Annotated in this window: 20 protein-coding genes and 1 pseudogene; 14 read left to right on the top strand and 7 right to left on the bottom strand. The window is 73.1% G+C overall.

Translation table 11 applies throughout. The features are described from left to right. Nucleotides 1-22: 22 nt before the first annotated feature. Nucleotides 23-460 carry an alternative ribosome rescue aminoacyl-tRNA hydrolase ArfB gene (gene arfB, locus FB380_RS19315; protein ID WP_166756915.1) on the bottom strand — a complete coding sequence of 146 codons (438 nt, stop codon included), beginning with the start codon at nucleotides 458-460 and terminating at the stop codon, nucleotides 23-25. A 68-nt stretch (nucleotides 461-528) separates the two neighbouring features. Here arfB and FB380_RS19320 point away from each other — a divergent pair, with 68 nt between their 5' ends. The 3 genes from FB380_RS19320 (at nucleotide 529) to mmuM (ending at nucleotide 3,011) form a co-directional block, all read left to right on the top strand. Then, a complete protein-coding gene (locus tag FB380_RS19320; RefSeq protein ID WP_166756916.1) occupies nucleotides 529-1,023 on the top strand; it encodes a SixA phosphatase family protein in 495 nt (164 codons plus the stop codon). Between the two features lie 211 nt (nucleotides 1,024-1,234). Further along, nucleotides 1,235-2,089 (top strand): hypothetical protein, encoded by an 855-nt coding sequence (locus tag FB380_RS19325; RefSeq protein ID WP_166756917.1) that lies wholly within the window; start codon nucleotides 1,235-1,237, stop codon nucleotides 2,087-2,089. A 19-nt stretch (nucleotides 2,090-2,108) separates the two neighbouring features. Beyond that, nucleotides 2,109-3,011, top strand: coding sequence for a homocysteine S-methyltransferase (gene mmuM, locus FB380_RS19330; protein ID WP_166756918.1), 903 nt, complete (start codon nucleotides 2,109-2,111; stop codon nucleotides 3,009-3,011). Between the two features lie 8 nt (nucleotides 3,012-3,019). Here the strand turns inward: mmuM and FB380_RS19335 are convergent, their stop codons facing one another. Then, complete coding sequence (locus FB380_RS19335; protein ID WP_229682154.1) at nucleotides 3,020-3,877, bottom strand: SDR family oxidoreductase; 858 nt, start codon at nucleotides 3,875-3,877, stop codon at nucleotides 3,020-3,022. Between the two features lie 462 nt (nucleotides 3,878-4,339). Here FB380_RS19335 and FB380_RS19340 point away from each other — a divergent pair, with 462 nt between their 5' ends. Both FB380_RS19340 and FB380_RS19345 read left to right on the top strand, forming a co-directional pair. After that, nucleotides 4,340-6,961 (top strand): DEAD/DEAH box helicase, encoded by a 2,622-nt coding sequence (locus FB380_RS19340; RefSeq protein ID WP_208383700.1) that lies wholly within the window; start codon nucleotides 4,340-4,342, stop codon nucleotides 6,959-6,961. Nucleotides 6,962-7,480: 519 nt separating this feature from the next. Continuing rightward, nucleotides 7,481-8,773 carry an HNH endonuclease signature motif containing protein gene (locus tag FB380_RS19345; protein WP_229682155.1) on the top strand — a complete coding sequence of 431 codons (1,293 nt, stop codon included), beginning with the start codon at nucleotides 7,481-7,483 and terminating at the stop codon, nucleotides 8,771-8,773. 126 nt (nucleotides 8,774-8,899) lie between these two features. Here the strand turns inward: FB380_RS19345 and FB380_RS19350 are convergent, their stop codons facing one another. Beyond that, on the bottom strand, nucleotides 8,900-10,327 hold the full coding sequence (locus tag FB380_RS19350) for a Fic family protein (protein WP_166756919.1): 1,428 nt from the start codon (nucleotides 10,325-10,327) through the stop codon (nucleotides 8,900-8,902). Nucleotides 10,328-11,192: 865 nt separating this feature from the next. Here FB380_RS19350 and FB380_RS19355 point away from each other — a divergent pair. Beyond that, entirely contained in the window at nucleotides 11,193-11,945 is a 753-nt protein-coding gene (locus FB380_RS19355; protein ID WP_424991935.1) for a rolling circle replication-associated protein, read from the top strand. A gap of 167 nt (nucleotides 11,946-12,112) precedes the next feature. Here FB380_RS19355 and FB380_RS19360 read toward each other — a convergent pair whose 3' ends face one another. Next, nucleotides 12,113-13,516, bottom strand: a complete 1,404-nt coding sequence (locus FB380_RS19360) for a recombinase family protein (RefSeq protein WP_166756921.1) — start codon at nucleotides 13,514-13,516, stop codon at nucleotides 12,113-12,115. Between the two features lie 22 nt (nucleotides 13,517-13,538). Here FB380_RS19360 and FB380_RS24920 point away from each other — a divergent pair. Continuing rightward, a pseudogene (locus FB380_RS24920) lies at nucleotides 13,539-13,781 on the top strand (HNH endonuclease); the annotation flags it as partial. 385 nt (nucleotides 13,782-14,166) lie between these two features. Here the strand turns inward: FB380_RS24920 and FB380_RS19365 are convergent. Next, nucleotides 14,167-14,790 carry a LysE family translocator gene (locus FB380_RS19365; protein ID WP_166756922.1) on the bottom strand — a complete coding sequence of 208 codons (624 nt, stop codon included), beginning with the start codon at nucleotides 14,788-14,790 and terminating at the stop codon, nucleotides 14,167-14,169. A gap of 211 nt (nucleotides 14,791-15,001) precedes the next feature. Further along, the gene (locus FB380_RS19370) at nucleotides 15,002-15,559 is read right to left on the bottom strand and encodes an SRPBCC family protein (RefSeq protein ID WP_208383701.1); all 558 of its coding nucleotides are present in this window, start codon (nucleotides 15,557-15,559) and stop codon (nucleotides 15,002-15,004) included. A gap of 472 nt (nucleotides 15,560-16,031) precedes the next feature. Here FB380_RS19370 and FB380_RS19375 point away from each other — a divergent pair, with 472 nt between their 5' ends. The 7 genes from FB380_RS19375 (at nucleotide 16,032) to FB380_RS19405 (ending at nucleotide 21,517) form a co-directional block, all read left to right on the top strand. After that, nucleotides 16,032-17,564: a GGDEF domain-containing protein gene (locus tag FB380_RS19375; RefSeq protein ID WP_166756923.1), complete on the top strand. Its 1,533-nt coding sequence runs from the start codon at nucleotides 16,032-16,034 to the stop codon at nucleotides 17,562-17,564. A 55-nt stretch (nucleotides 17,565-17,619) separates the two neighbouring features. Continuing rightward, the gene (locus FB380_RS19380) at nucleotides 17,620-18,405 is read left to right on the top strand and encodes a sulfite exporter TauE/SafE family protein (RefSeq protein WP_166756924.1); all 786 of its coding nucleotides are present in this window, start codon (nucleotides 17,620-17,622) and stop codon (nucleotides 18,403-18,405) included. After that, nucleotides 18,405-19,172, top strand: coding sequence for a sulfite exporter TauE/SafE family protein (locus tag FB380_RS19385; protein ID WP_188959624.1), 768 nt, complete (start codon nucleotides 18,405-18,407; stop codon nucleotides 19,170-19,172). The genes FB380_RS19380 and FB380_RS19385 overlap by 1 nt, the downstream gene beginning before the upstream one ends. An 82-nt stretch (nucleotides 19,173-19,254) precedes the next feature. Continuing rightward, nucleotides 19,255-20,001, top strand: a complete 747-nt coding sequence (locus FB380_RS19390; protein ID WP_166756925.1) for an ANTAR domain-containing protein — start codon at nucleotides 19,255-19,257, stop codon at nucleotides 19,999-20,001. A gap of 261 nt (nucleotides 20,002-20,262) precedes the next feature. Further along, nucleotides 20,263-20,628, top strand: a complete 366-nt coding sequence (locus FB380_RS19395) for an ArsR/SmtB family transcription factor (RefSeq protein ID WP_229682156.1) — start codon at nucleotides 20,263-20,265, stop codon at nucleotides 20,626-20,628. Continuing rightward, nucleotides 20,625-21,107 (top strand): SRPBCC family protein, encoded by a 483-nt coding sequence (locus FB380_RS19400; RefSeq protein ID WP_166756927.1) that lies wholly within the window; start codon nucleotides 20,625-20,627, stop codon nucleotides 21,105-21,107. The genes FB380_RS19395 and FB380_RS19400 overlap by 4 nt, the downstream gene beginning before the upstream one ends. Nucleotides 21,108-21,178: 71 nt before the next feature. Next, a complete protein-coding gene (locus FB380_RS19405) occupies nucleotides 21,179-21,517 on the top strand; it encodes a DoxX family protein (protein ID WP_208383702.1) in 339 nt (112 codons plus the stop codon). Between the two features lie 27 nt (nucleotides 21,518-21,544). On the opposite strand, the gene FB380_RS19410 is transcribed toward FB380_RS19405, so the two are convergent. After that, nucleotides 21,545-22,210: a hypothetical protein gene (locus tag FB380_RS19410; RefSeq protein ID WP_166756929.1), complete on the bottom strand. Its 666-nt coding sequence runs from the start codon at nucleotides 22,208-22,210 to the stop codon at nucleotides 21,545-21,547. Nucleotides 22,211-22,523 lie beyond the last annotated feature (313 nt).

The following is a 22,523-nucleotide window of genomic DNA, read 5'->3' on the forward strand; positions in this document are numbered from 1 at the left end:
CTCGGCCGGGCCGGCGCCCGGCTCAGTCCCACCGGCCGCGCAGGCGCTTGGTCTCTCCCCGCTGCTTCTTGGCCGTGATCCGGCGTTCCTGGGAGCCGCGGGTGGGCTTCGTCTTCCGCCGGGCTGCCGGCGGTGGCGCGATCGCCCCGCGCAGCACCGCGGCCATCCTCGCCCGGGCGGCCTCCCGGTTGCGCAGCTGCTGCCGGTGCTCGCTGGCGGCGATGGTCAGCACGCCGTCGACCAGCCGGTCGCCGAGCCGCTCGACCAGCCGCCGGCGCTGGGTCTCGGTGAGGCCGGGGAGCTGCAGCGGCGAGACCGCTAGCTCCACCCGGGAGTCGGCGGTGTTCACCCCCTGCCCGCCTGGCCCGGAGGACCGGGAGAACCGCCACGACATTGACCCGGCCGGGACGACCAGGCGGTCACTCACCGGCAGGTCACCGAACGCGTCGTCCCCGGCCATGTCGGACAGTCTCCCGGACGGCGTACGAGGCCACGACCGAGTTGCTGCGGCGGTGCCAGACTCGGGCGGTGCCGACCCGCCGCCTCGTGCTCGTCCGTCACGCCGAGGCGGGGTCCGCCGCCGTCGACGCCGACCGCCCCCTGACCGCCTCCGGGGCCCGCCGGGCCGTGGCGATCGGCGCCTGGCTGGCCGACCGCGACCTGGCACCGGACCGGGCGCTGGTCTCCCCCGCACTCCGGACGGTGCAGACCTGGGAGCAGGCCGGCGGGGTGTCGCCCGTCCTGCACCCGCTGGTCGCCGACAACACCGCGGAGGCGTTGCTGTCGGTGGTGCGGGAGGTCCCGGAGGACGTGGGCCTGCTGGCGATCATCGGCCACAACCCCTCGGTCAGCGTGCTCGTCGCACTCCTCGACGACGGGCAGGGGGACGACGAGGCCCGGCGGGGCTGCCAGCACGGCTTCCCGACCGGCGGCGTGGCCGTCCTCGACCTGCACACGCCGTTCTCCGCCGTCGGCCCCGGCACGGCGCGGTTGTCCGCCTTCGCGGTGCCGGGCAGCGACTGATCACCTCACCGGACCTGCTGCTGTCCGGCAGAGCCGGTGCCGGTGGCGGCCGGCGGGTCAGCACCGCGGAGCACGACCAGCGCCCCGGTCGGGTGAACGGGTGAGCCCCGCGAGCACCCGCACCGGCGACGCGCGGCCCGACTGTCGCCCGGTCGACTGAAGCCCGCCAGTTCACCTGGCCGGGTCCGTCACAGGGTGTGACGCTGGGCGGGTGACTCAGGACGCCTCCCCCCGGCTGCACCTGGTGACCGGCAACTCCGTGGCGGACCTGCCGACCGGGTCCGACCCGACCCGATCCCGGCCGCTCGACGCCGAGCCGACCGACACCCGGACGACCGGCACCCGGACGACCGCCGCCGGAGTGGCAGGGGCCGAGCCGGCGGGGACGCGGACCGAGAACGCGGTGATGGCCGACCTGCTGCGCCGCGCCGAGGCCCTGGACGCCCGGGTCGCCGCCGAGACCACCCCCCGCTCGCTGCACCCGGCGGTCCTGGTCGCGGCCGGGGCCGTGCTGACCGTCGTCCTCGCCCTGCTGGGCCGGCAGCCGTGGCAGCTGCCCACCCGGGCCGGCGGCGCGGTCGCCGACGTCCCGCAGTCACTGGTCACCTTCCTGCTGCTCAGCGCCGCGCTGTGCGTGTGGGCCGCCGGCCGGCTGGTGCGCCCGGCGGCCACGCTGCGCTCGGCCGCCGCCGTCCAGACCTGGTGGGTGCTGCTGGGCGGAACCGCCGTGGTCTCGCTGGCCGCCACCGTGTCGCTCGCCTCCTTCGCCGGCAGCGAGGGCCCCGGCGACCACCTGGCGCGCTGCGCGGTGGTCGTCGTGCCCGCCGTCCTCGCCGGGTTCGTCGCCCGGGACGACGGGCGGGCCGCCCGCATCCGGCTGGCCCTGGGCACCGGGCTGGTCACCGTCCCGCTGTGCGGCCTGGGCTGGGCGCTGGTCTCCTCCTCCGCCTGGTCGACCGCCGGCCTCGCCGACGTGCTGGCCGTGACGGGCATCGCCGCGGCCGCCCCGCTGGCCCTGGCCGTCGCCTTCGTGGCGGCCGACCGGCGGCGGCGCACCCCGAACTGACCCGGAGGACCTTCGCACGGTGACCACCCTCGCGGATGCGCTGCACACCGGGACCGTCGTCCTCGACGGCGGCCTGTCCACCGAGCTCGAGTCCCGCGGGCACGACGTCAGCTCGTCGCTGTGGTCGGCCCGGCTGCTGCGCGACGACCCGGCGGCCGTCACCGCCGCGCACGCCGCCTTCGCCGCAGCCGGCGCCCAGGTCGCCACCACCGCCAGTTACCAGGCGTCCTTCCCCGGCTTCGCCGCCGCGGGCATCGACGGGGCACAGGCCCGCACGCTGATGGCGCGGTCGGTGGCCCTGGCCCGCGACGGCCTGGCGCTGGCCGGCCGGGACGGCTGGGTGGCCGCCTCGGTGGGCCCCTACGGGGCCCTCCTCGCCGACGGCTCGGAGTACACCGGCGACTACGTGGAGAACCTCTCCGTGGCTGAGCTGCGCGCGTTCCACCGGCCACGGCTGGCCGTGCTCGCCGAGGCCGGGGCCGACGTGCTGGCCTGCGAGACGCTGCCCGCGGCCGCGGAGGTGGAGGCGTTGCTCGCCGAGCTGGCCGAGCTCGGCGTGCCCGCCTGGCTGTCCCTGACCTCGACGACCGACCGGGACGGCGTCGTGCGCACCCGCCGCGGCGAGCGGCTGGCCGAGGTCTGCGCGATGGCGCGGGACGTCGACGCGGTGATCGCGGTCGGGGTGAACTGCACCGATCCCGCGGGCGTGCCCGCCGCGGTGGCCGCCGCCGGGGCCAGCGGCAAGCCCGGAGTGGCCTACTCGAACAGCGGCGAGACGTGGGACGCGGCCGGCCGCCGGTGGACCGGGCGGCCCGGCGTCGGCGACGTGTCGGGGTGGCTGACCGCCGGCGCGCGGCTGGTCGGTGGCTGCTGCCGGGTCCGACCGGACGACGTCCGCACCCTCGCCGACGCCGTCCGGTAGCGGTCCGACTAGAGGATCGGCCGGCCCCCGGTCACGGCGATCCGGGCCCCGGAGACGTAGCTGGACTCGTCGCTGGCAAGCAGCACGTAGACCGGCGCCAGCTCGGCCGGCTGCGCGGCACGACCCAGGGGCGTGTCACCCCCGAACGCGGCGACCTTCTCCGGCGGCATCGTCGAGGGGATCAGCGGCGTCCACACCGGGCCGGGCGCCACGCTGTTGGCGCGGATCCCCTTCTCCCCCAGCAGCTGCGCCATGCTGGCGGTGAAGTTGGCGATGCCGGCCTTGGTCATCGCGTACGGCGCCAGGGTGGGGCTCGGGTTGTCCGAGTTCACCGACGAGGAGTTGATGATCGACGCGCCCGGCTGCATGTGCGGCACGGCGTCGCGGATCAGGGTGAACATCGCGGTCAGGTTCAGCGCGACGGTGTGGTCCCACTCGTCGTCGGTGATCTCGTCCAGCGACTCGTGGCTCATCTGGAAGGCCGCGTTGTTGACCAGCACGTCGATCCCGCCCAGTTCCTCGACGGCCTTGGGCACGATCGTCTTGGCGTGCGCCCGGTCGGCGAGGTCCCCCGCCACCAGGACGCACGTCCGTCCGGCGTCCTCGACGTACCGGGCGGTCTCCTGGGCGTCCTCGTGCTCGTCGAGGTAGGCGATCAGGACGTCGGCGCCCTCGCGCGCGAAGGCGATGGCGACAGCGCGACCGATGCCGCTGTCGCCACCGGTGATGACGGCGCGCTTCCCGGTGAGCTTCCCGGAGCCCCGGTAGCTCTCCTCGCCGTGGTCGGGCTTCGGGTCCATCTGGCCGAGCGTGCCGGGCGGGGTCTGCTGCTGCTCGGGCTGGGACTCGGGGCGGGGCGATGACACGGTGGTTCCTCCTGCAGGGTCGTCGACGGCGACACCCCAGCGCTCTGCTCGCGCAGCCCGTGTGAGGACTCACCACCGGCCCGGTGTCGCGACGTGCTCGCGCCTACCCCTGCGGCGCAGCGGCGAACCGGACCCCCGCGGACGTCAGGCGGCCCGGCTGGTCAGCCCGGTCCCCGAACTGGGGAACGCGACGACGGCGCTACCGGCGTGGTCCCACCGCATCTCCAGGTGGCGACGCCCCGCGCCGTCCACGACGGTCACCCAACGACACTCCGGGCAACGACTCTCACGCATGTCCGCTCCACCTTCCGTTCACCTGTTGTTCACCCAGTGACCAGGATCGTCCGGTTCCAGTCCGAGCTGGAGCTTTCGTGACCGGACCGTGACCTGGATCGCACGGAGGCGTCGGCCGACGGCGTCCGTGCGGGAACGTCCGGGGCGTCGGGCACGCTGTTCCCCACGATGACGCTCTCTCCTGCCGGCACCGACTCGACCCCGGCCGACTCCCCCGCCGCCGCACTGCCCTCGCCGGACGCGCCGGCGCTGATCGCCGACCCCGGCGACCTCTCGGAGCTGTTCGCCCTGGGCGACGACCCGGACGCCGTCTTCGCCCGGTTCGCCCAGTGGGCCGAGGCCTCCGGCACCACGCTGTACCCGGCGCAGGAGGAGGCGCTGATCGAGCTGGTCAGCGGCGCCAACGTCGTCCTGGCCACCCCGACCGGGTCGGGCAAGTCACTGGTGGCCACCGGCGCCCAGTACGCCGCGCTCGCCTCCGACCGGGTCAGCTTCTACACCGCGCCGATCAAGGCGCTGGTGAGCGAGAAGTTCTTCGCCCTGTGCGGCGTCTTCGGCGCGGAGAACGTCGGGATGCTGACCGGTGACGCGAGCGTCAACGCCGACGCCCCGATCATCGCCTGCACCGCCGAGGTGCTGGCCAACATCGCGCTGCGCGAGGGGCCGGACGCCGACATCGGCCTGGTCGTGATGGACGAGTTCCACTTCTACGGCGACCCCGACCGCGGCTGGGCCTGGCAGGTGCCGATCATCGAGCTGCCCAAGGCGCAGTTCCTGCTGATGAGCGCCACCCTCGGCGACGTCACCGCCCTGCGCGAGGACCTCACCCGCCGCACCGGCCGGCCCACCGCGCTGGTCGCGCACGCCGAGCGCCCGGTGCCGCTGCACCACTACTACGCGACGACGCCGATGCACGAGACGATCCAGGAGCTGCTCGACACCCGGCAGGCACCGGTCTACGTCGTCCACTTCACCCAGGCCTCCGCGCTGGAGCGGGCCCAGGCGCTGATGAGCGTCAACGTGTCCACGAAGGAGGAGAAGCAGGCGATCGCCGACATGATCGGCGGGTTCCGGTTCTCCTCCGCCTTCGGGACGACGCTGTCCCGGCTGGTGCGGCACGGCATCGGCGTCCACCACGCCGGCATGCTGCCCAAGTACCGGCGGCTGGTGGAGCAGCTGGCCCAGGCCGGGCTGCTCAAGGTCATCTGCGGCACGGACACCCTGGGCGTGGGGATCAACGTGCCGATCCGCACCGTGGTGTTCTCCGCGCTCAGCAAGTACGACGGCACCCGGATGCGACTGCTCAACGCCCGTGAGTTCCACCAGATCGCCGGGCGGGCGGGGCGGGCCGGCTACGACACCGCCGGCACCGTCGTCGTCCAGGCGCCGGAGCACGAGGTGGAGAACCTCAAGCAGTTCGCCAAGGTCGCCGACGACCCGAAGAAGCGCCGCAAGCTGGTGCGCCGCAAGGTGCCCGAGGGCATGGTGCCGTGGAGCGAGTCGACCCAGCAACGGCTGATCAACGCCGACCCCGAGCCGCTGACCAGCCACTTCCGGGTCTCGACCGGGATGGTGCTCAACGTGCTGGCCCGGCCGGGTGACCCGGTGGCGGCGATGCGGCACCTGCTCACCGACAACCACGAGCCGCGCTCCCGGCAGCTGCGGCACGTCCGCGAGGTCATCGGGATCGCCCGCTCGCTGGTCACCGCCGGCGTGATCGAGCGACTCGAGGTGCCCGAGCCGGACGGCCGGCGCTACCGGCTGACCCTGGACCTGCCACCGGACTTCCAGCTCAACCAGCCGCTGTCCACGTTCGCGCTCGCCGCGATCGACCTGCTCTCCCCCGGCCCGGACGCCGAGGGCAACGACACCTACGCCCTGGACGTCGTCTCGGTCATCGAGGCGACGCTGGATGACCCCCGCCAGATCATCTCCGCGCAGCTGAACAAGGCCAAGGGAGAGGCCGTGGCGCAGATGAAGGCCGAGGGCATCGAGTACGAGGAGCGGATGGAGCTGCTGGAGGAGATCACCTACCCCAAGCCGCTCGAGGAGCTGCTCGACCACGCCTTCGAGGTCTACTCCGCCGGCAACCCCTGGGCCGCGGACGCGCAGCTCTCCCCCAAGTCCGTCGTCCGGGACATGTGGGAGCAGGCGATGACCTTCCGCGAGCTGGTCAACCACTACGGCCTGACCCGCTCCGAGGGCGCGGTGCTCCGCTACCTCTCCGACGCCTTCAAGGCGCTGCGGTCCGGGGTGCCCGCCGACGCCCGCACCGAGGAGGTCACCGACCTCGTCGAGTGGCTCGGTGAGCTGGTGCGCCAGGTCGACTCGTCGCTGCTGGACGAGTGGGAGCAGCTGACCAGCGCCGACCAGCCGCTGGACGCGCCGGTGAGCGTGCCGGCCCGCCCGCGCCCGCTGACCGGCAACGAGCGGGCGTTCACCGCGATGATCCGCAACGCGCTCTTCCGCCGGGTCGACCTCATCGCCCGCCGCCGCTGGTACGACCTGGGCGAGCTCGACTCCACCGCCGGCTGGGACGCCGACCGGTGGGGCGAGGTCGTGCAGGCCTACTTCGCCGAGCACGCCGAGGTGGGCACCGGCGCCGACGCCCGCGGCCCCGCCCTGCTGATCGTGGACAAGACCGAGCCGCGGCTGTGGCGGGTGCGGCAGATCCTCGACGACCCGGCCGGCGACCACGACTGGGGCTTCGACGCCGAGGTCGACCTCGACGCCTCCGACGAGGAGGGCGTGCTGGTGATGCGCCTGGTGGACGCCGGCCGCCGGGACTGACGCAGGACGCCTCCCGGCCGTCGCCGCTCTCGCGTCGTGCGCCGGGGGCGAACAGAGCCTCGCGAGGGCGAGCGAAGCCGGCCGAGCAGAGCCGGCAAGGCGGAGCCGGCGAAGCCCGGCCGAACCGGGTCTGCCGAGCAGAGCCGGGCCCGGCCGAGCCGGTAGAGCCGGGGCCGGGCTGGGCTGGCAAAGCCGGGCTGAGCCAAGCCAAGCCGGCAAAGCCCGGCCGAGCCGGGCCTGGCCGAGCCGGGCCAAGCTGGGCCGAGCCTGCGAACCCAGGCGGGCTGAGCCGGGCCGGGCCAAGCCAAGCCGGGCCGAGCCGAGCCGAGCCGAGCCGAGCCGAGCCGAGCCGAGCCGAGCCGAGCCGAGCCTGCGAACCCAGGCGGGCTGAGCCGGGCCGAGCTGAGCCGGCCGAGCCCGGGTGGGCAGCGCCCGCTGAACCGGAGTGAGTCACGACCTCGCGACGAGAGGCGAGCCGACTCCGCTAAAACTGTCAGACCTCGAACGTATGTTCGATGCGTGACGACGACGGCGATCCCCTCAGGCCCGTGGCGGGGTCTGATCGACATCGTCTTCACCGGTGACTGGCACCGCCACAACGGTGCAGTGCCCGCCGACGAGCGGCTGGCCACCCGGTTGCGGGGCGTGCAGCGGCGGCGGGCGATGGCCGCCGCCGAGGAGGCCGAGCTGATCCTGGAGCTGGCCGGCCACCGGCCCGCCGCCCTGGACCCCGACGGCCCCGGAGCCCGACGGCCCGGGTGGGCCAATGAACCCGGTGGTGAGGAGATCAGTGAGTTCTTCCTCGCCGAACTCGCCACCGTCCTCAACCTCGGTCGGGGGACGGCGGCGGTCCGGCTGCGACGGGCGCTGACCTGGTCGAGGAAGCTACCGGCCACCTTCGCCGCCCTGGCCACCGGGGAACTGGACGAACGCCGCGCCCAGGTACTGGCCGATGTCCTGGAGCACACCCACGCCCAGCTCGCCGGCCAGGTGGAGGCCGCATTGTTGGACCAGGCGCGGGACCTGTCGGTCGCGCGGCTGGAGAAACGCGCCACCGAAGAACTGCTCCGCCTGGACGCCGCCGCCAGTGAGGAACGCCAGGCCGAAGCCGCGAAGTCCGCCGACGTACGCCTCTACCCCTCAGGGATCGACGGCCGGTCCACGTTGGCCGCGGACCTGCCCACCGACGAGGCCGCCGAATGCCACGACCTGCTCGACCAACTCGCCCGGATGCTCAAAGCCGACGGCGACCCCCGCCCGATCGGGGCGCTGCGGGCGCACGTGCTCTCGGCGCTGATCCGCCGCCCCGCCGACACCGGCCTGCCCGCGGTGGCCGCCCACCTCACCATCACCGCCGACCTGCACGCCCTCACCGGGACCAGCAGCACACCGGGTGAGGTCAACGGCCTGCCGATCACCGCCGCCCACCTGCGCGAACTCCTCGCCCGGGTCGGCGCCCTCGGCCTCACCACCCCCGAGGGCGGCACCCTGACCTACGCCCTCACCGGCCCGAACGGGCAGCTGCTGGCCACGCTCACCCCCACCGAACTCGCCCGCCTGGCCCGCCGCAGCTGCCCGACCCACACAGACCCATCCAGCTGCGAGTGCGCAGTGCTCGGACCGCCGCCACCGACCGACGCCTACACCCCGACCGACCGCCAACGCGCCTTCGTCCTCACCCGCGACCAACGCTGCCGGTTCCCCAACTGCGGCCAACGCGTCGGCTGGACCGACCTCGACCACGTCACCGCCCACGCCTGCGGCGGAGCCACCGACTGCACCAACCTCAGCCATACCCAGGACCACCCCTGACGGTCTGCCCGTGCCCTGGGGCGGCGGAGAGCGGCCGACTCGTCCGCTAGGTGACACCAGCACCGACCACCTTGGAGATCACCGAGGTTCGCGCGGCGCCAAGCTCACCTTGGGTGGGCTCAGCCGCTACCCACGACTAGCTTTCCAAGAGACCTCGGCCGCAGCGAGTAGCTGAGCCATGCCACCCGCGACCTGCCCGTCCACCCATCCGGCTACTTTCAGGCGCAGGGTGGCCGACACCGCAGGGACAATCTCCCTAAGAGCGACCTCCAGCACCTCGTCGTTCACATCGGAAGCGATAGCGAAGTCAGAAGATGCCTCAGGCGTATTCCTAACAAAGACAGCCAGACCGAGAAAGAGTTGGGCTCTCGCTGGCGGAGCACTGGACAAGACCAAGTGCGTATTCGCCTGACGCGCAGCCTGCCTATAAGAGGTTGGATTCTTCGGCATTGACGAGAGCCGTTGAACGCGGACGGTGATCATTTCGGAACGCGGAAGGGCCTCCACCTGCGCTTGAAGCTCGTCGTGCAAAAGTTTCGCCAGCCGCACTGCTGCTGTGTCGAACTCGGCTTCTGAGGTTGTGGACGCATAAAAGCGTTCCATGGCTGCCAGGCTCAGTGCGGCTGACTGAACATCTGGGTGAACGCTCGCGCAGACAACTCCCACGGTGTCCACCACGCACGACTCAATAAAATTGATGAACAGTCGGGAATTCCCTGCGTCAGCCGCCTCTAGTGCATCAAGATACTGGTCGCGCTGATCTGCGAAGACCACTAGCGGAACACCGGGGCGTCGGTACAGGAAGGCCGAAGATAGCGCACGAGCGACCCGCCCGTTGCCGTCTGCGAACGGGTGTATGCACACGTAGGCGTAGTGGGCATAGGCGGCTTGAGTCACCGGGTGTGCTTGCTGGAAGGCGTCTGACCGCAACTCATCCACAAGTCGTGCCATTTCAGCTCCCACATCTGAGACGGGCGCGTAGTGATGGATGCGCCCCGTGCTCGCGTTCGAGGGATTGTTAGGCATCGTCTTGTACGTACCCTTGGGGAGAGGGCGTTGCTGCGGCCCTACAGGCGTATAGACGGTATACGTCTCCTGGCTGGCGCAAATGGTGGCATGGAGCTGTCGAATCCACACCTCGCTCACTGGCGCACTTTCGGTGGCCGCGTCTAGCACAAACTCGTAGGCCCTCAGTGCGTCATCGATTGCGCGAACTACGTGCTCCCCGCGAGAAGCGACCGTAGCTTCCCAAGCTGCCGCCTGAGTGGCCACGGTTCGCGTAAATCCTCGATCTACCTGATACAGGCCCTCGATGGCTCCTGTATCCACGGCCGCCGACCTCGTGGCGGTGACCACTGCGGCGGTGAGAGCTGCCTCGCCCGCCACCTCCCGCCGCTGCTGCAACAATGCTTCATTGCGCGCGAATACGGAGTCTTCGAATTCGCCCGCATCCCATTCGGAGAAAGATGGAAACGGGCGATAACTTGTTGAGTGTTCCGTTGTGGGCGGCTCGCCATGCTGTCCGACGTTCTGATCCTGCTCACCCATTTCCATCGCTACAACCTAGACGGATGCGCCGCCGGCGGTCGCAGTCCGGGGCGCTTGCCCAATGAAGCAACCAACATTGAGCTGTCCTGGCGTCCACCCCCCCGGCCCCCCGGTAGTGAGTGCATTTGCCGCGGGGGTCGTCGTGGTGCACGGGTCTGCCCGAAGGGTCGCCCGGAGGGCGCCCGTGCGCTGCGTCGGCACCTGTGGCGCCCTCGACGGACGGGGGGACGGCCGCAGGTCGCGGCTGGAGGGTGCGCAGCGCCCGAGTCGCGGCCTGTGGCCGACCCCGCCCCGAGCGGGCGTTCTGGGCGGCGACCCCGAAGGGGTCGCCTCTTGACCCTCCTCCTGCACTAACTCAACACGCGTCTGGCCTGCGGCTGCTTCCGCTCGCGCCAGGGCTCGTGTCACTATGTCGACTGCACCCCGGGGTCCATCGAGGCAAACCCCGCCCGGGACAAGCCACTTACAGGGGATCGGCCCGCGAGACGACATCACAGATGCGTCCCCGACCGGCGGCCGACCGGCGGGCGACAACGCACATCTGTCGCGTCCCGTCGTCTCCCTGGAAGCCTCATGTTCGCTCGTTCCACGCGTGCCCGCGCTGTCTGCTGTGGCCGCCCCGTCTCCCTGACCGACGCTTCCGGCCGCGTCCGTGTCTGCGCCCGCTGAGCCGGCGCGCCGTCATGTCCAACCATCGGAAGAGAAGCCGGGGTGCGTCTGCCCGCCGGGCGTCCGAGGCCTGCGCGTGGTGGGCTACCTGCCTGCAGGCGGCGTCGATGGGTTGGACTGCACTTCGCCCCTGCTCGTCGTGTGTCGCGTCTGCGACCGTCGTCTCGTCTGGGCTTGCCGGGCACACCGGGCTTCCCGATGCGTGCCCTGCTCCGACCGATACCGACGGCTGCTCGTCCGGATAGCGGAGTCCCGTACCGCGACGGCGCACCGTGGCCACGGCAGCTTCCTGACGTTGACCGCGCCGGGTGAACGCGCGCACGCCCGGTGGGTCCCTGGTCGGCCTGGTGGCGGTGGTCCCTGTGGCTGCCGGGTCGGGGACTTGGCGGAGTGGAACGCGGCTGCCGGTCAGTCGTGGAACCGCTTGCGGTTGGGCCTCTCGCGGGTGAGCCGGTTCGAGTATTTCCGGGTGGTTGAGGTCCAGAAGCGCGGCGCGCTGCACCTGCACGTCCTGGTGTGGTCTGCCGAGCCGCTGCGACGCGACCAGGTCCAGCGGATCGCGCTAGCTGCTGGGTTCGGCTGTCAGGTAGACCTGACGCCCCTGTCGCCTCAGCAGCACGCCCGCTACGCGGCGAAGTACGCCACGAAAGCCACCGATCAGCGCGGAGACGCTCCCTGGGCGGTCGACGTGGTGAACACCCGCACCGGAGAGGTCACCCGAGGCAGCGCGCCTGCGCGGTATCGCACCTGGTCGTCCTCGCGGCAGTGGGGGCTCACGGTGCGGGACGTGCGAGCGGCCAACCGCGCCGCCATGGAGAACACGCGGCTCACCCGAGCCGCCGCCGCAGCGTCGACCGACCAACCGGCCCCGTCGGCGGCGATCGGACCGACCTCGCCAGCTGCCGAGTCCAGCCGGGATAGCAGGCCTACTGCGGTGAAGCTCGCATGGAGTTGAGTCGCGAGGCCGTCGCGGCCTGGCTGAGCGCATCGTGCGCCGAGCAGGGCGTTCCGGTGCTAGTCACCGACCCGCACGTGCTGGCGAAGGTGGCCGCACTGCTGTCCTCGCCCACGGCAGCCTCTGACACCACACGAAGTACGGTCCCAAGTCGATCGCGGGGCAGGTCACAGGCGCCAGATCGGCCGAACACGGGTCGGGTCCAGGGAACGGCTGCCCGGCTGACCGGGAGCGATGACGGCGTGGTCGAGAACCGCTGAGACGATGGCCGCCTGCCGCGTGAGGTTGAGTTCAGGCCATTGCTCGCGGAGTGGACCGCTGTTGCCGGGCAGACCGGCCAGCGCGTCGGTGCTCGTTGCCGCCGACAGCTGCCGCTGCCGGTCGGTCATGCGCCGCTCGATCGGTTCCCTGGCCGCTCGCCATTCGCGGGCGCTGATCTCCTGCTTGCCGAACATCACCGCCAACTCGTCCAGCTGCTCCTGGTCGGCGGCCAGGCCGTCGCTGAGCTCGAGCGCCACCACGTCACCGCTCCGACCGGTGAGAGTCTGGGCCAGGTGGGGGCTGTCGAGGCGCTGCAAGACCGCTTCGACCAGCAGCTGCTCGACCGGTTCAGCCACGACGGTCAATCGTCCGCACCCGCCGCCGTGATCCGGGCCGGACACGCACACGTAGCGGCGCGTGTCGCCTCGCGGGGAGGAGAACAACTTCCCTCCGCACCGCCCGCAGCGCAGTAAGCCCGACAGCAAATACCGACGCGGTGACCGGCGGCCGGTCACCGCCGCCTCCGCCATTCGAGCCAGCACCCGGTCCCGGTCGGCCGGGCTGATGATCGCGTCCCACACCGCCGGGCCGACCACCTCGCCCCGGTGCTCCCGCAGCCCAGCGATCCGGCCCGACTTCAGCACACCCCGCAGGGAAGGGCTGTGCCACTCCACCCCGGTCGTGGTCCTCACCCCGTTGGCCTCCAGCCAGCTGCACAGGGACCGCGAGCTCTCCCCGGCCAGGTAGCGGGCCACCAGCTGCCGGATCACCTCGGCCTCCTTCGGCCGAACCGTCACCCGGTCGTCTTCGTAGCCGAACGGCCGCCGATTGCCGCCGTGCGGGCGGCCTTCGGCAGCGATCTGCTCCAACTTCCGGAGCACTCGCCGGCTCTTCGCCGCTGACTCGTTCGCTGCCACCGCCGCCATGATCCTTCCGATCAGCAAGCCGTCCCCGGTGCCCAGGTCCATGTCCCCGGACACGAACCGGACCTGCCGCACGCCGGCGGCGTCCACGGTGGCCACGAACTGCTCCAACTCCACCGGTCGGCGGGTCAGCCGGTCCACGTGATAGCAGATCACCGCGTCCCGCAGCCCGTCTGCTACGTCGGCCAGCAGCTGCTCGTATGCCGGGCGGCGCTTACCCGAGTACGCCGACAGATCGTTGTCGACGTACTCCTGAGCCACCGACCAACCCAGACTCTCGGCCAGCCGCCGACAGTCCTCCAACTGTCGGGTCACCCCCAGCGCCCGACCCTCGGTGTCACTGCTGATCCGCGCGTACACCGCCGCCGCGCTCACCCGTGCTGACATGGGGGCAGACTAGCGATGGGTGGCCAACCTCTGCTGCCTGTGCCGCTCCCACCACCGACTCAAGACCTTCGCCCCCGGTTGGCACTTCGCCATCGACGACGACGGCACCTTGCACGTCACCACCCCCAGCGGCGTCACCCGCACCACCCGACCACCCGGGATGCGAGCACTGAGCCAACGCGCTGGAGCAGCCGATCCACCTCCTGGAGACGACTCGCCACCGGCGGCGGTCCGCTCACCCGTCGACGACCCCCCGCCCTTTTGACCGGTCCGCCGGCCAGGGACGTCCCGTGCCCGGACGTATCCGGTCGACATCTGGGAGCTGCGCCACGTCTGGAGGCTGCTCGACGCCCAGGAGCTGCTCGACGCCCGGAGACGAGCTCGGCGCCCGGGAGATGCTCAACGCCCGGAGAGAAATTTGCCGCCCGCAGGCGAACTTGCCGCCCGGGGGCGAACTTGCCGCCCGGGGGCGAACTCTGCGTGCGGGGGCAGCTCGGCGTCCGAGGGCAGCTCGGGGTCCGGGGCAGCTCGGCGTCCGGGGGCAGTTCGACGTCCGGGGGCAGTTCGACGTCCGGGGGCAGTTCGACGTCCGGGGGCAGTTCGACGTCCGGGGGCAGTTCGACGTCCGGGGGCAGTTCGACGTCCGGGGGTTACTCGGTGATCAGTCGGGCGCCGAAGCCGAGCAGTGCGACTCCCGTGACCGCGTCGAGGGACCGGCGCACGCGCCGGCGCATGAGCACGTGCCGGGCGCGATGCAGTCCGGCGACGACCAGCAGCAGGGACAGCAGGGTCAGCGCGGCGTGCGTCAGTGCCAGCGCACTCATCGCGACGAGACTCGGATCCGGGCCGAGGAACTGCGGCAGCAGCGCGAGGTAGAAGACCAGCACCTTCGGATTGGTGATGTTCGCGAGGAAGCCCTGCCGCCAGCCGGTGAGCGCGCCGCGAGCTGAAGGGGCACCGCCCGGGCCGAGCGGTGCATAGCGCCCAGCGACCGCGGAACGGAGTGCCTGCGCGGCCAGCAGGACGAGGTAGCCCGCCCCCACCCAGGTGATCACCCGGAAGACCGGCTGGGCGTGCGCGATCGCGGCTCCGAGACCGGCTGCCGCGGCGATGCCCTGCACGGCGGCTGCACTGGCGACTCCGAGCGAGCTCCACGCCCCACGGCGTCGGCCGCCGGCCAGCGCGTTCTTGGTGACCACCGCGAAGTCCGGTCCGGGGATCACGATGAGGACCACTGCGACCACGACGAACGACCCGTACGTCGACCAGCTCACGGCCGGATGCTCCCACGGCCATGCCGTCCGTTCATCGCTCCGGAACTCCCGCGACGGCCGCTCCGGCGGACAACCCCCCAGCCGCGGCTCGGACGTCCCTCAGAGCCGGGCGAGCTGATCCAGGACGGTCGGCCTCCAGGACATCGACGACGACGGCACCCTGCACGTCAGGACGTCCATCGGCGTCGCGGAGGCCATGCGACCACGTGACTCAGCGGGCGGAGCCGGCTCGCCGGAAGGTCGGCCCGGGCGGCCGGGGGACATCGGCGGCCGGGTCGCGCCGGCGGCGGAGCTCCAGCGCCAGGCTCTCCTCGCCACGGGCCATCGCCCACCGGTGGTTCGCCTCGAACGCCGGCCGCAGCAGCCAGCTGAGCCGAGCCAGCAACGGCTTGGCCGCGCGCACCTGCCAGTCGTAGGTGATCACCACCTCCGGCCCCTCCTGCACGAAGGTCCACCGGCCGGTGCCCACCAGGTCACCGACCGCGGCCAGAGCGAAGCCGGTGTCGGTCATCGTCTCGGTGATCCGCAGCGTCCAGCGCAGCGTGTAGGGCAGCCAGCCCGTCGTGAAGAGCTCGACCGTGCGCCCCAGCCCATCCGGCTCCCCGTCGGCGACCGGGACGACGTCGAGGTAGACGGCCGGCCACCAGCGGGGCAGCGCGGCGCTGTCGCTGAGCACCGCCTGCACCTCGGCGATCGTGCCCGGCACCCGCCAGACGGTGACGAAGCAGTACGCGGGCGGCGGCGAGGGCACGGTCGGCACTCTGCTCACCGGCGCGAAGGCTGTCCACCGCACCTCCCGGACGACGGCCGTAGCACCGCACCCGAGGACGAGGCTGCCCGCCGACGCCACGGGACGCTGCCCCCCGCATCACCGCAGAGCCGTCCACTGCGTCACCGCAGAGCCGCCCGCCGCCTCCCCACAGAGCCATCCACCGCCTACCCGTAGAGCCGTCCACCGCCTCCCCGCGAAGCCGTCCACCGCGTCACGGCCGTCGCCGTCACCGTCGCCGTCGCCGCCGCCGCCGCCCTCGCCGCCGCCGTCGCCGTCAGCTCGCGCCCCACTCGCCCCACCTCGTCCGTCCTGCGCCATGGGCTCCCGCCCTGGCAGGCAGCCCGCGGGGAGATCCGAGCCGCAGACGTCCGGATCGACCCGGACGGGTGATGGAGGCCGCGGCTGCGGATGCCGAAGACCTGGGTGAACGCGCCGGCGAGCGGAGCCGGGCACGACGACGAGGACCGCCATGACCCCACCACCCGTGACGTCGCCTGCGACACGCCGGTCGGTCTTCCGTCGCCCCACCGACCTGGTCGAACGCACCCGGTGGCTCTTCGGCGCCTGCGCCGTCGTGTCCCTGGTGCTCACCACGGGCGGCGCGGTCGCCGGCGCCGGCACCTGGCGGCTGCTCGCGATCGCGGTGGCCGTGGCGGCACTGCTCGGGTCCTGGCTGCACCGGTACACCGCTCGCCGCGGGTCGTTCGCCCTGGACCTCCTCGACGCCGTGGCCATCTGCCTGTTCGCCCTCGCCTCGCCGGTGCCGGCGGTCGCCCTGGGCGTCACCTTCTCCGCGCTGTGGTTCCGCGCCGTCTACGGCCGCGACCGGGACACCTGGGCCTACACGACCGCCCAGTGCGCCGGTCTGGTCGCCGCCCTGGCGCTGTGGGAGGTCTTCCCCGGTCACACCGCCCCGGCCCCGGCCGCCCCGCTGCTGGGCGCACTCCCCATCGCGCCGCTGCTCGCCGTCGTCGCCCGGCACCTGGCCCGGGTGCTGCAGGAGCACCAGGCGGCGCAGGCCTGGGACGCCACTCTCTCCCGGCTGACCACCCAGCTGCTCGGTGTCACCGACGTCGAGCAGATCAGGGAGCGCGGCTGGGAGGCCGCCGAGCACATCTGCCGGATCACCCCCGGCCTGTCCGTCGTCATCGTCGAGGACGACGGGGAGCGACTGCTGGTGCAGCGCTCCGTCGGCCCTGTCCACCAGCTGCCCGGCACCCTGGACCGGACGCCGTCCGCCGTGGGCCTGGCGGCTGCCGCCGGCTCGCAGGAGCCCCGGGACGTCACGGCTCCGCCGGAGCTCGTCGCGGCGGCCGGCGGAGCATCCTGCTGGGCGGCGATCCCACTGCCCGACGAACCCGGCAGGAACCTCCTGCTGGGCGGCAGCGTGCTCCACCCCGCGGGCGTGGCGCTGTTCCAGCAGCTGGTGAACCAGGCGGCCCTCGCCGTCCGGGCGACCAGCGCGCACCGGGAGCTCGAGGTCCAGGCGCGCACCGACGCCCTCACCGGCCTGGCCAACCGCGGCACCTTCTCCGCCGCACTGGCGGCAGCGACCCCCAGCGCCGCCGGGGACCCGTGGCTGCTGTTCGTCGACCTCGACGACTTCAAGCTGGTCAACGACCGGCTGGGGCACGCCGCGGGTGACGACCTGCTGCGCGCGGTGGGCGCGCGGCTGGCCGGCGTCGTCCGCGCACCGGACCTGTGTGCCCGGCTGGGCGGCGACGAGTTCGCCGTCCTGGTGCACGCCGCCGACGCCGCGGAGGCCGAGACGCTGGGACGGCGACTGGTCGAGGCGGTCTCCGCACCGGTCCCGCTGGCCGCCGGCACGGCCCGGGTGGGCGCCAGCATCGGCGCCGCGCGCGTGCTGCCCGGCGCCTCGTGGACCAGCACGCTGCAGCAGGCCGACCTGGCGATGTACGCGGCCAAGGCCGCCGGCAAGAACCGGGTGCACGTCTCCGGCGCCGCACCGCAGCTCACCAGCGGGGCGCTGATCCCGTCCTGACCGCCGTGCGCGGGCTCACACCTGACCGCTGTGACACCCTCGCCGCGATGGCGTCATGACCGGGTGGGAGATGCTCGCGGTCGCCGCCGCCGGATTCGCCGCGGGCGGCATCAACGCCGTCGTCGGCTCCGGCACCCTGGTCACCTTCCCCGTGCTGCTGGCCGTCGGGCTGCCGCCGGTGACCGCGACGATCACCAACTCCCTCGGCCTGGTGCCCGGCAACCTGACCGGCGCGATCGGCTACCGCCGGGAGCTGCACGGTCAACGCCGACTGCTGCTGCGGCTGCTGCCGGCGTCGGTGCTGGGCGCGCTCACCGGCGCCTTCCTGCTGCTGCACCTGCCCGCCTCCGCGTTCGAGACGATCGTGCCGGCGCTCGTCGGGCTGGCCGTGGTGCTGGTCGCCGTCCAGCCGCTGCTGCAACGCCGGCTGGCCGCCCGCCGGGCCCGGGCGGGCACCGTCGAGCAGGAGCAGGTGCTCGGCCGCGGCCGGGTCGCCGCGCTCTTCGCCGGCGCCTACGCCACGGGCACCTACGGCGGCTACTTCGCCGCCAGTCAGGGCGTGCTGCAGATCGGCATCTTCGGCATGCTGCTCCGCGAGCCGCTGCAGCGGCTCAACGCGATCAAGAACGTGCTGACCCTGGCCGTCAACGCCGTGGCCGCGGTGGCCTACGTGGTGGTGGCGACGGAGCGGATCGACTGGCGCGCGGCCGCCCTGGTGGCCGGCGGCGCCGTGGTCGGCGGATACGTCGGGTCGACGCTGGGACGGCGACTGCCCGCCGCGCTGCTGCGGACCGCGATCGTGCTGCTCGGGCTGACCGCCATCTGGGTGCTGCTGCGCTGATGGACCCCCTGGAGTTCGGGCTGCTGGTGCTGGCCGGTCTCGGCGCCGGGCTGATCGGCAGCATCGCCGGCCTGGCGTCGCTGATCAGCTACCCCGCACTGCTGGCCACCGGCCTGTCGCCGGTCTCGGCCAACGTGACCAACACCGTGGCCCTGGTGCTCAGCGGGGTCGGCGCGGTCAGCGCGTCCCGGCCGGAGCTCACCGGGACGCGCCACCGGCTCGTCCGGCTGGGGGTGGCCGGGCTGCTCGGCGGCGTCGTCGGTGCGGCACTGCTCCTGCTGACCCCGACCGAGGCGTTCGAGAAGGTGGTGCCCTTCCTCATCGCCGGCGCGGCCGCCGCGATCCTGGTCCAGCGCCCGCCCCGGGAGCTGGCCGCCGAGGGCGCGGCGGCCGGGCAGCCGCGCCACGACTCCTGGGGGCTGGTGCTGGGCACCTTCGCCGTCTCCATCTACGCCGGGTACTTCGGGGCGGCCGCCGGGGTGGTGTTGCTGGCGATGTACCTGCTGGTCGGCGGGGAGGGCGTGCCCCGCAGCAACGCACTGAAGAACGTGGTCCTGCTGCTGGCCAACGGGGTGGCCGCGCTGGGCTACGCCCTCCTCGCCGACGTCGCGTGGCTGGCCGCCCTCCCCCTGGCGATCGGCTTCCTGCTCGGCGGCCGGCTCGGTCCGCGGGTGGTGCGCCGGGCGCCGCAGACGCTGCTGCGCCGGCTGATCGCCGTCGCCGGGCTCGCCCTCGCCGTGCGCCTGGGCCTCGACGCCTTCGGTTGACCCCCCGGGTGGTGCACGACCGTCCGTACAGGCATGGTGACCCGAGATGGTGCGACGCGCGTCGCCCTCGACAGGAGGCGTGATGAACGGGCCCGGTCCCTCGGCACAGCGGTTCGCCCACGAGCTGGACCAGCTGCCACCGGCGGAGCTCCGCGGGCCGGAGATGCTCGCCGTCCGGCTGGCCCGGGCCTGCGTGGCCGCCCTGCCGGTCGACGGTGCCGGGTTGAGCATCCACGACCCGGACGGGCTCCGGACGCCGATCGGCGCCAGCGACCCCCTGACCTCACGGGCCGAGCGGCTGCAGTTCACCCACGGCGCCGGCCCCTGCCTCCGCGCCCACGACGACGGCGTCCGGATCGCCTTCGACGAGGGCGAGATCACCCGGAACTGGCCCGAGCTGCACGACGCGCTGACCGCCGAGACGCCGTTCCGCGCCGTCCTGTCGGTGCCCTTGCTGCCGCCCCTGGGCCCCCTGGTGGTGCTCGACCTGTACGTGCACGAGCTCGCGGCGCTGCCGGCCACCGACCGCGAGGACGTCGACGACGTGGTCATCGCGCTCACCCGCGCCATGGTGGCCGCCGCCCTCGGTGCCCCCGTGACGGAGGGGCAGCGGGGCTGGTGGGACGGGCCGGACGCCCTGCGCCGCGCCCGCGTCTGGCAGGCGACCGGGATGGTGGACGTCGCCCTGGGCCTGGACACCGCCGACGCGCTGGCCGTGCTCAAGGCACACGCCTTCGCCACCGACCGGCTGGTCGACGACGTCGCCGAGGACCTCGTCAGCGGGCGGCTGTCCCTCACCGAACTCCGGACCGCCGTCTCCGACACCTGACGGGCAGCGCCCAGCGCACGCCCGCAGCGCCGGCCGGCTCGAGGACGCCGCCGCAGACGATCTCGTCAGCGGTCGGCTGCCCCTGCCCGAGCCGCGGACGGCGGGTCCGGTAGCCGAGCGGGCACCCGCGACGAGCACCGGTCCCCGCTCTTGCGGCACACGACGACGCACGGACAGCTTGTTCAACCAAGGGGTTGACAACGACCCGCCATGCGGCCCACCCTCTTCATCAACCAGTTGGTTGATCTGAGAGGAGGTCCCGTGGCGGCAGATTCCCTGTCCCGGGTGTTCTCGGCCCTGGCCGACCCCACCCGGCGCGACATGGTGGCCCGGCTCGCCGTCGGCGATGCCACGGTCAACGAACTCGCCGCCCCCTACGACGTGAGCCTGCAGGCGGTCTCCAAGCACCTGAAGGTGCTCGAGGACGCCGGCCTCGTCAGCCGCAGCCGGGAGGCCCAGCGCCGCCCGGTGCACCTGGAGGCACAGGTGTTCGACCTGATGACGAAGTGGATCGAGCGCTACCGGCGCCAGGCCGAGGAGCGCTACCGCCGGCTCGACGACGTCCTCGCCGCGATGCCGGACGACGTCTCTCCCATCCCACCCGCAGCGGAAGGCCCTCCGACATGACCACCACCGACGCCCCCGAGACCCAGATCGTCGCCGACCCCGACGTCCCCCTGGTCCGGATCACCCGCGAGTTCGACGCCCCCCGGGAGAAGGTCTTCCGGGCGCACACCGACCCTGAGCTGGTCGTCCAGTGGCAGGGACCCAGCGGCATGGAGGCCCGGGTCGAGCACTACGACTGCCGCACCGGCGGCTCCTACCGCTACGTGCACGCCCAGGACGGCGTCGAGTACGGGTTCCACGGCTGCTTCCACGAGGTCCGGCCGCCCGAGCTGATCGTGCAGACCTTCACCTTCGAGGGCATGCCCGACGGCGTGGCCCTGGAGAAGCTCGTGCTGGAGGAGCTGCCCGGTGGGCGCACCCGGCTGACCGCGACCTCGCTGGTCGACTCCTTCGCCGACCGGGACGCGTTCCTGGCCAGCGGTATGGACAGCGGGGTCCGCGAGGGCTACCAGCGCCTCGACGCCCTGCTCGCCCGCTGAGCCGGGCCGGACGGGAACCGATGATGACCACGACCGGGACCCGCCGACGGCCTCCGCCGACGCGCGGGAAGGTGGCCCACTGGGCCGCGCGGATCGGGCTCGCCGCCGTCTTCGCGGCGGCGGGTCTGGCCAAGCTCGGCGGCGACGCCGCGATGGTCGAGCTGTTCGACGACATCGGCGCCGGCCAGGGGCTGCGCCTGTTCGTCGGAGCGCTGGAACTGGCCGGCGCGGTGGGCCTGCTGGTGCGTCGCCTGCACCGGGCGGCCGCGGTCGGCCTGGCCCTACTGATGGTGGGCGCCACGGTCACGAACGTGGCGGTGCTGCACACCAGCCCGGTGCTCACGGTCGCGCTGGGGCTCGCCGCAGCCGGAGTGGCCTGGGCGCGGCCCGGTCAGCGGGGGCAGAGCTGACCGGCCGCGACCCGGCGAGTCCCCGGGTCAGACCCCGCCGTTGGTGACGTAGGCGCTGAGCAGCAGCACGAAGGCGCTCGCGGTGATCAGCAGCCGGGCCGGGGTCAGGCCGTTGAGCAGACCGGCGATCGCCCCCACGTTCGAGGCCCGCACCTCGGCGGCCTGGGCGCCGCGGCGGAGGAGCCGCACCTCGTCGGCCAGCAGGGTGCCCCCGGCGCCCAGCAGGGTCAGCCCGAGGACGACGAAGACCAGGGACAGCCGCTGGTCGAAGGTGTCCACCGCCGGCGCCAGGGAGAGCACCACGACCAGGCCCAGGAGCAGGCCGATCCCGGCGCCGGCCACCGGCGCCCAGGGCCCCATCCGCACCATCGGTTCCCCGCGCCGGGGCAGCCGAGGCCGTGGCCGGGCGCCGACCGGCGCCGTCGGGTGCGGAGGGGGCGGCGGTTCGGGAGCCGGCTCCTGCTGTGGGTCGGGCCGGGCCTCCGCACCGGCCGCCGCAGCCGCCTCGGCCGGTGCGACCTGGGGCGGCCCGTCCGGCCGCTCCCCCGCCGGCGGCACCGCCGGGGTCGACGGGACCTCCGGTTCACCTTGTGTCCGCTGGTCGGGCACGACCACGGCCGCCGTCGACCCGGTCGCCGTCCGTCCACCCCGGTCGGCCGGTCCGGCCGCCAGTACGTCCTGCTCGTCGCTCATCTGTGTGATCACCTCGGGTGCGGACGGTAGGTGGGCCCTCCGACGAACCGGCGCAGCACCCCGGGTGTGGCGAGTGGGACCGGCGGGACCACGGCGGGGAGTGACCCACCGTGGTCCCGCGAGATCACAGCGTCAGCTGAGCCCCAGCGTCAGCTGAGCCACAGCGTCGGCTGAGCCACCGCGTCAGCTGAGCCACTTCGCCGGCCGAGCCGCAGCGCCGGCTGTCCGCTGCGGCAACGGGTCGCTGCCCTGGCCGGCGACCGCCTCGGCCGGCCACCGCATCACCTGCACCCTCGGCCCGCGACCACCCCGG

Source organism: Modestobacter marinus, assembly GCF_011758655.1.
Classification (GTDB): domain Bacteria; phylum Actinomycetota; class Actinomycetes; order Mycobacteriales; family Geodermatophilaceae; genus Modestobacter; species Modestobacter marinus.

What these genes read in the sequence shown, in the direction of transcription:
- arfB (WP_166756915.1), bottom strand. Translation starts at nt 460, where the DNA reads ATGGCCGGGGACGACGCGTTCGGTGACCTGCCGGTGAGTGACCGCCTG.
- FB380_RS19340 (WP_208383700.1), top strand. Translation starts at nt 4,340, where the DNA reads ATGACGCTCTCTCCTGCCGGCACCGACTCGACCCCGGCCGACTCCCCC.
- FB380_RS19350 (WP_166756919.1), bottom strand. Translation starts at nt 10,327, where the DNA reads ATGGAAATGGGTGAGCAGGATCAGAACGTCGGACAGCATGGCGAGCCG.
- FB380_RS19360 (WP_166756921.1), bottom strand. Translation starts at nt 13,516, where the DNA reads ATGTCAGCACGGGTGAGCGCGGCGGCGGTGTACGCGCGGATCAGCAGT.
- FB380_RS19375 (WP_166756923.1), top strand. Translation starts at nt 16,032, where the DNA reads ATGACCCCACCACCCGTGACGTCGCCTGCGACACGCCGGTCGGTCTTC.
- FB380_RS19380 (WP_166756924.1), top strand. Translation starts at nt 17,620, where the DNA reads ATGACCGGGTGGGAGATGCTCGCGGTCGCCGCCGCCGGATTCGCCGCG.
- FB380_RS19385 (WP_188959624.1), top strand. Translation starts at nt 18,405, where the DNA reads ATGGACCCCCTGGAGTTCGGGCTGCTGGTGCTGGCCGGTCTCGGCGCC.
- FB380_RS19390 (WP_166756925.1), top strand. Translation starts at nt 19,255, where the DNA reads ATGAACGGGCCCGGTCCCTCGGCACAGCGGTTCGCCCACGAGCTGGAC.
- FB380_RS19400 (WP_166756927.1), top strand. Translation starts at nt 20,625, where the DNA reads ATGACCACCACCGACGCCCCCGAGACCCAGATCGTCGCCGACCCCGAC.
- FB380_RS19410 (WP_166756929.1), bottom strand. Translation starts at nt 22,210, where the DNA reads ATGAGCGACGAGCAGGACGTACTGGCGGCCGGACCGGCCGACCGGGGT.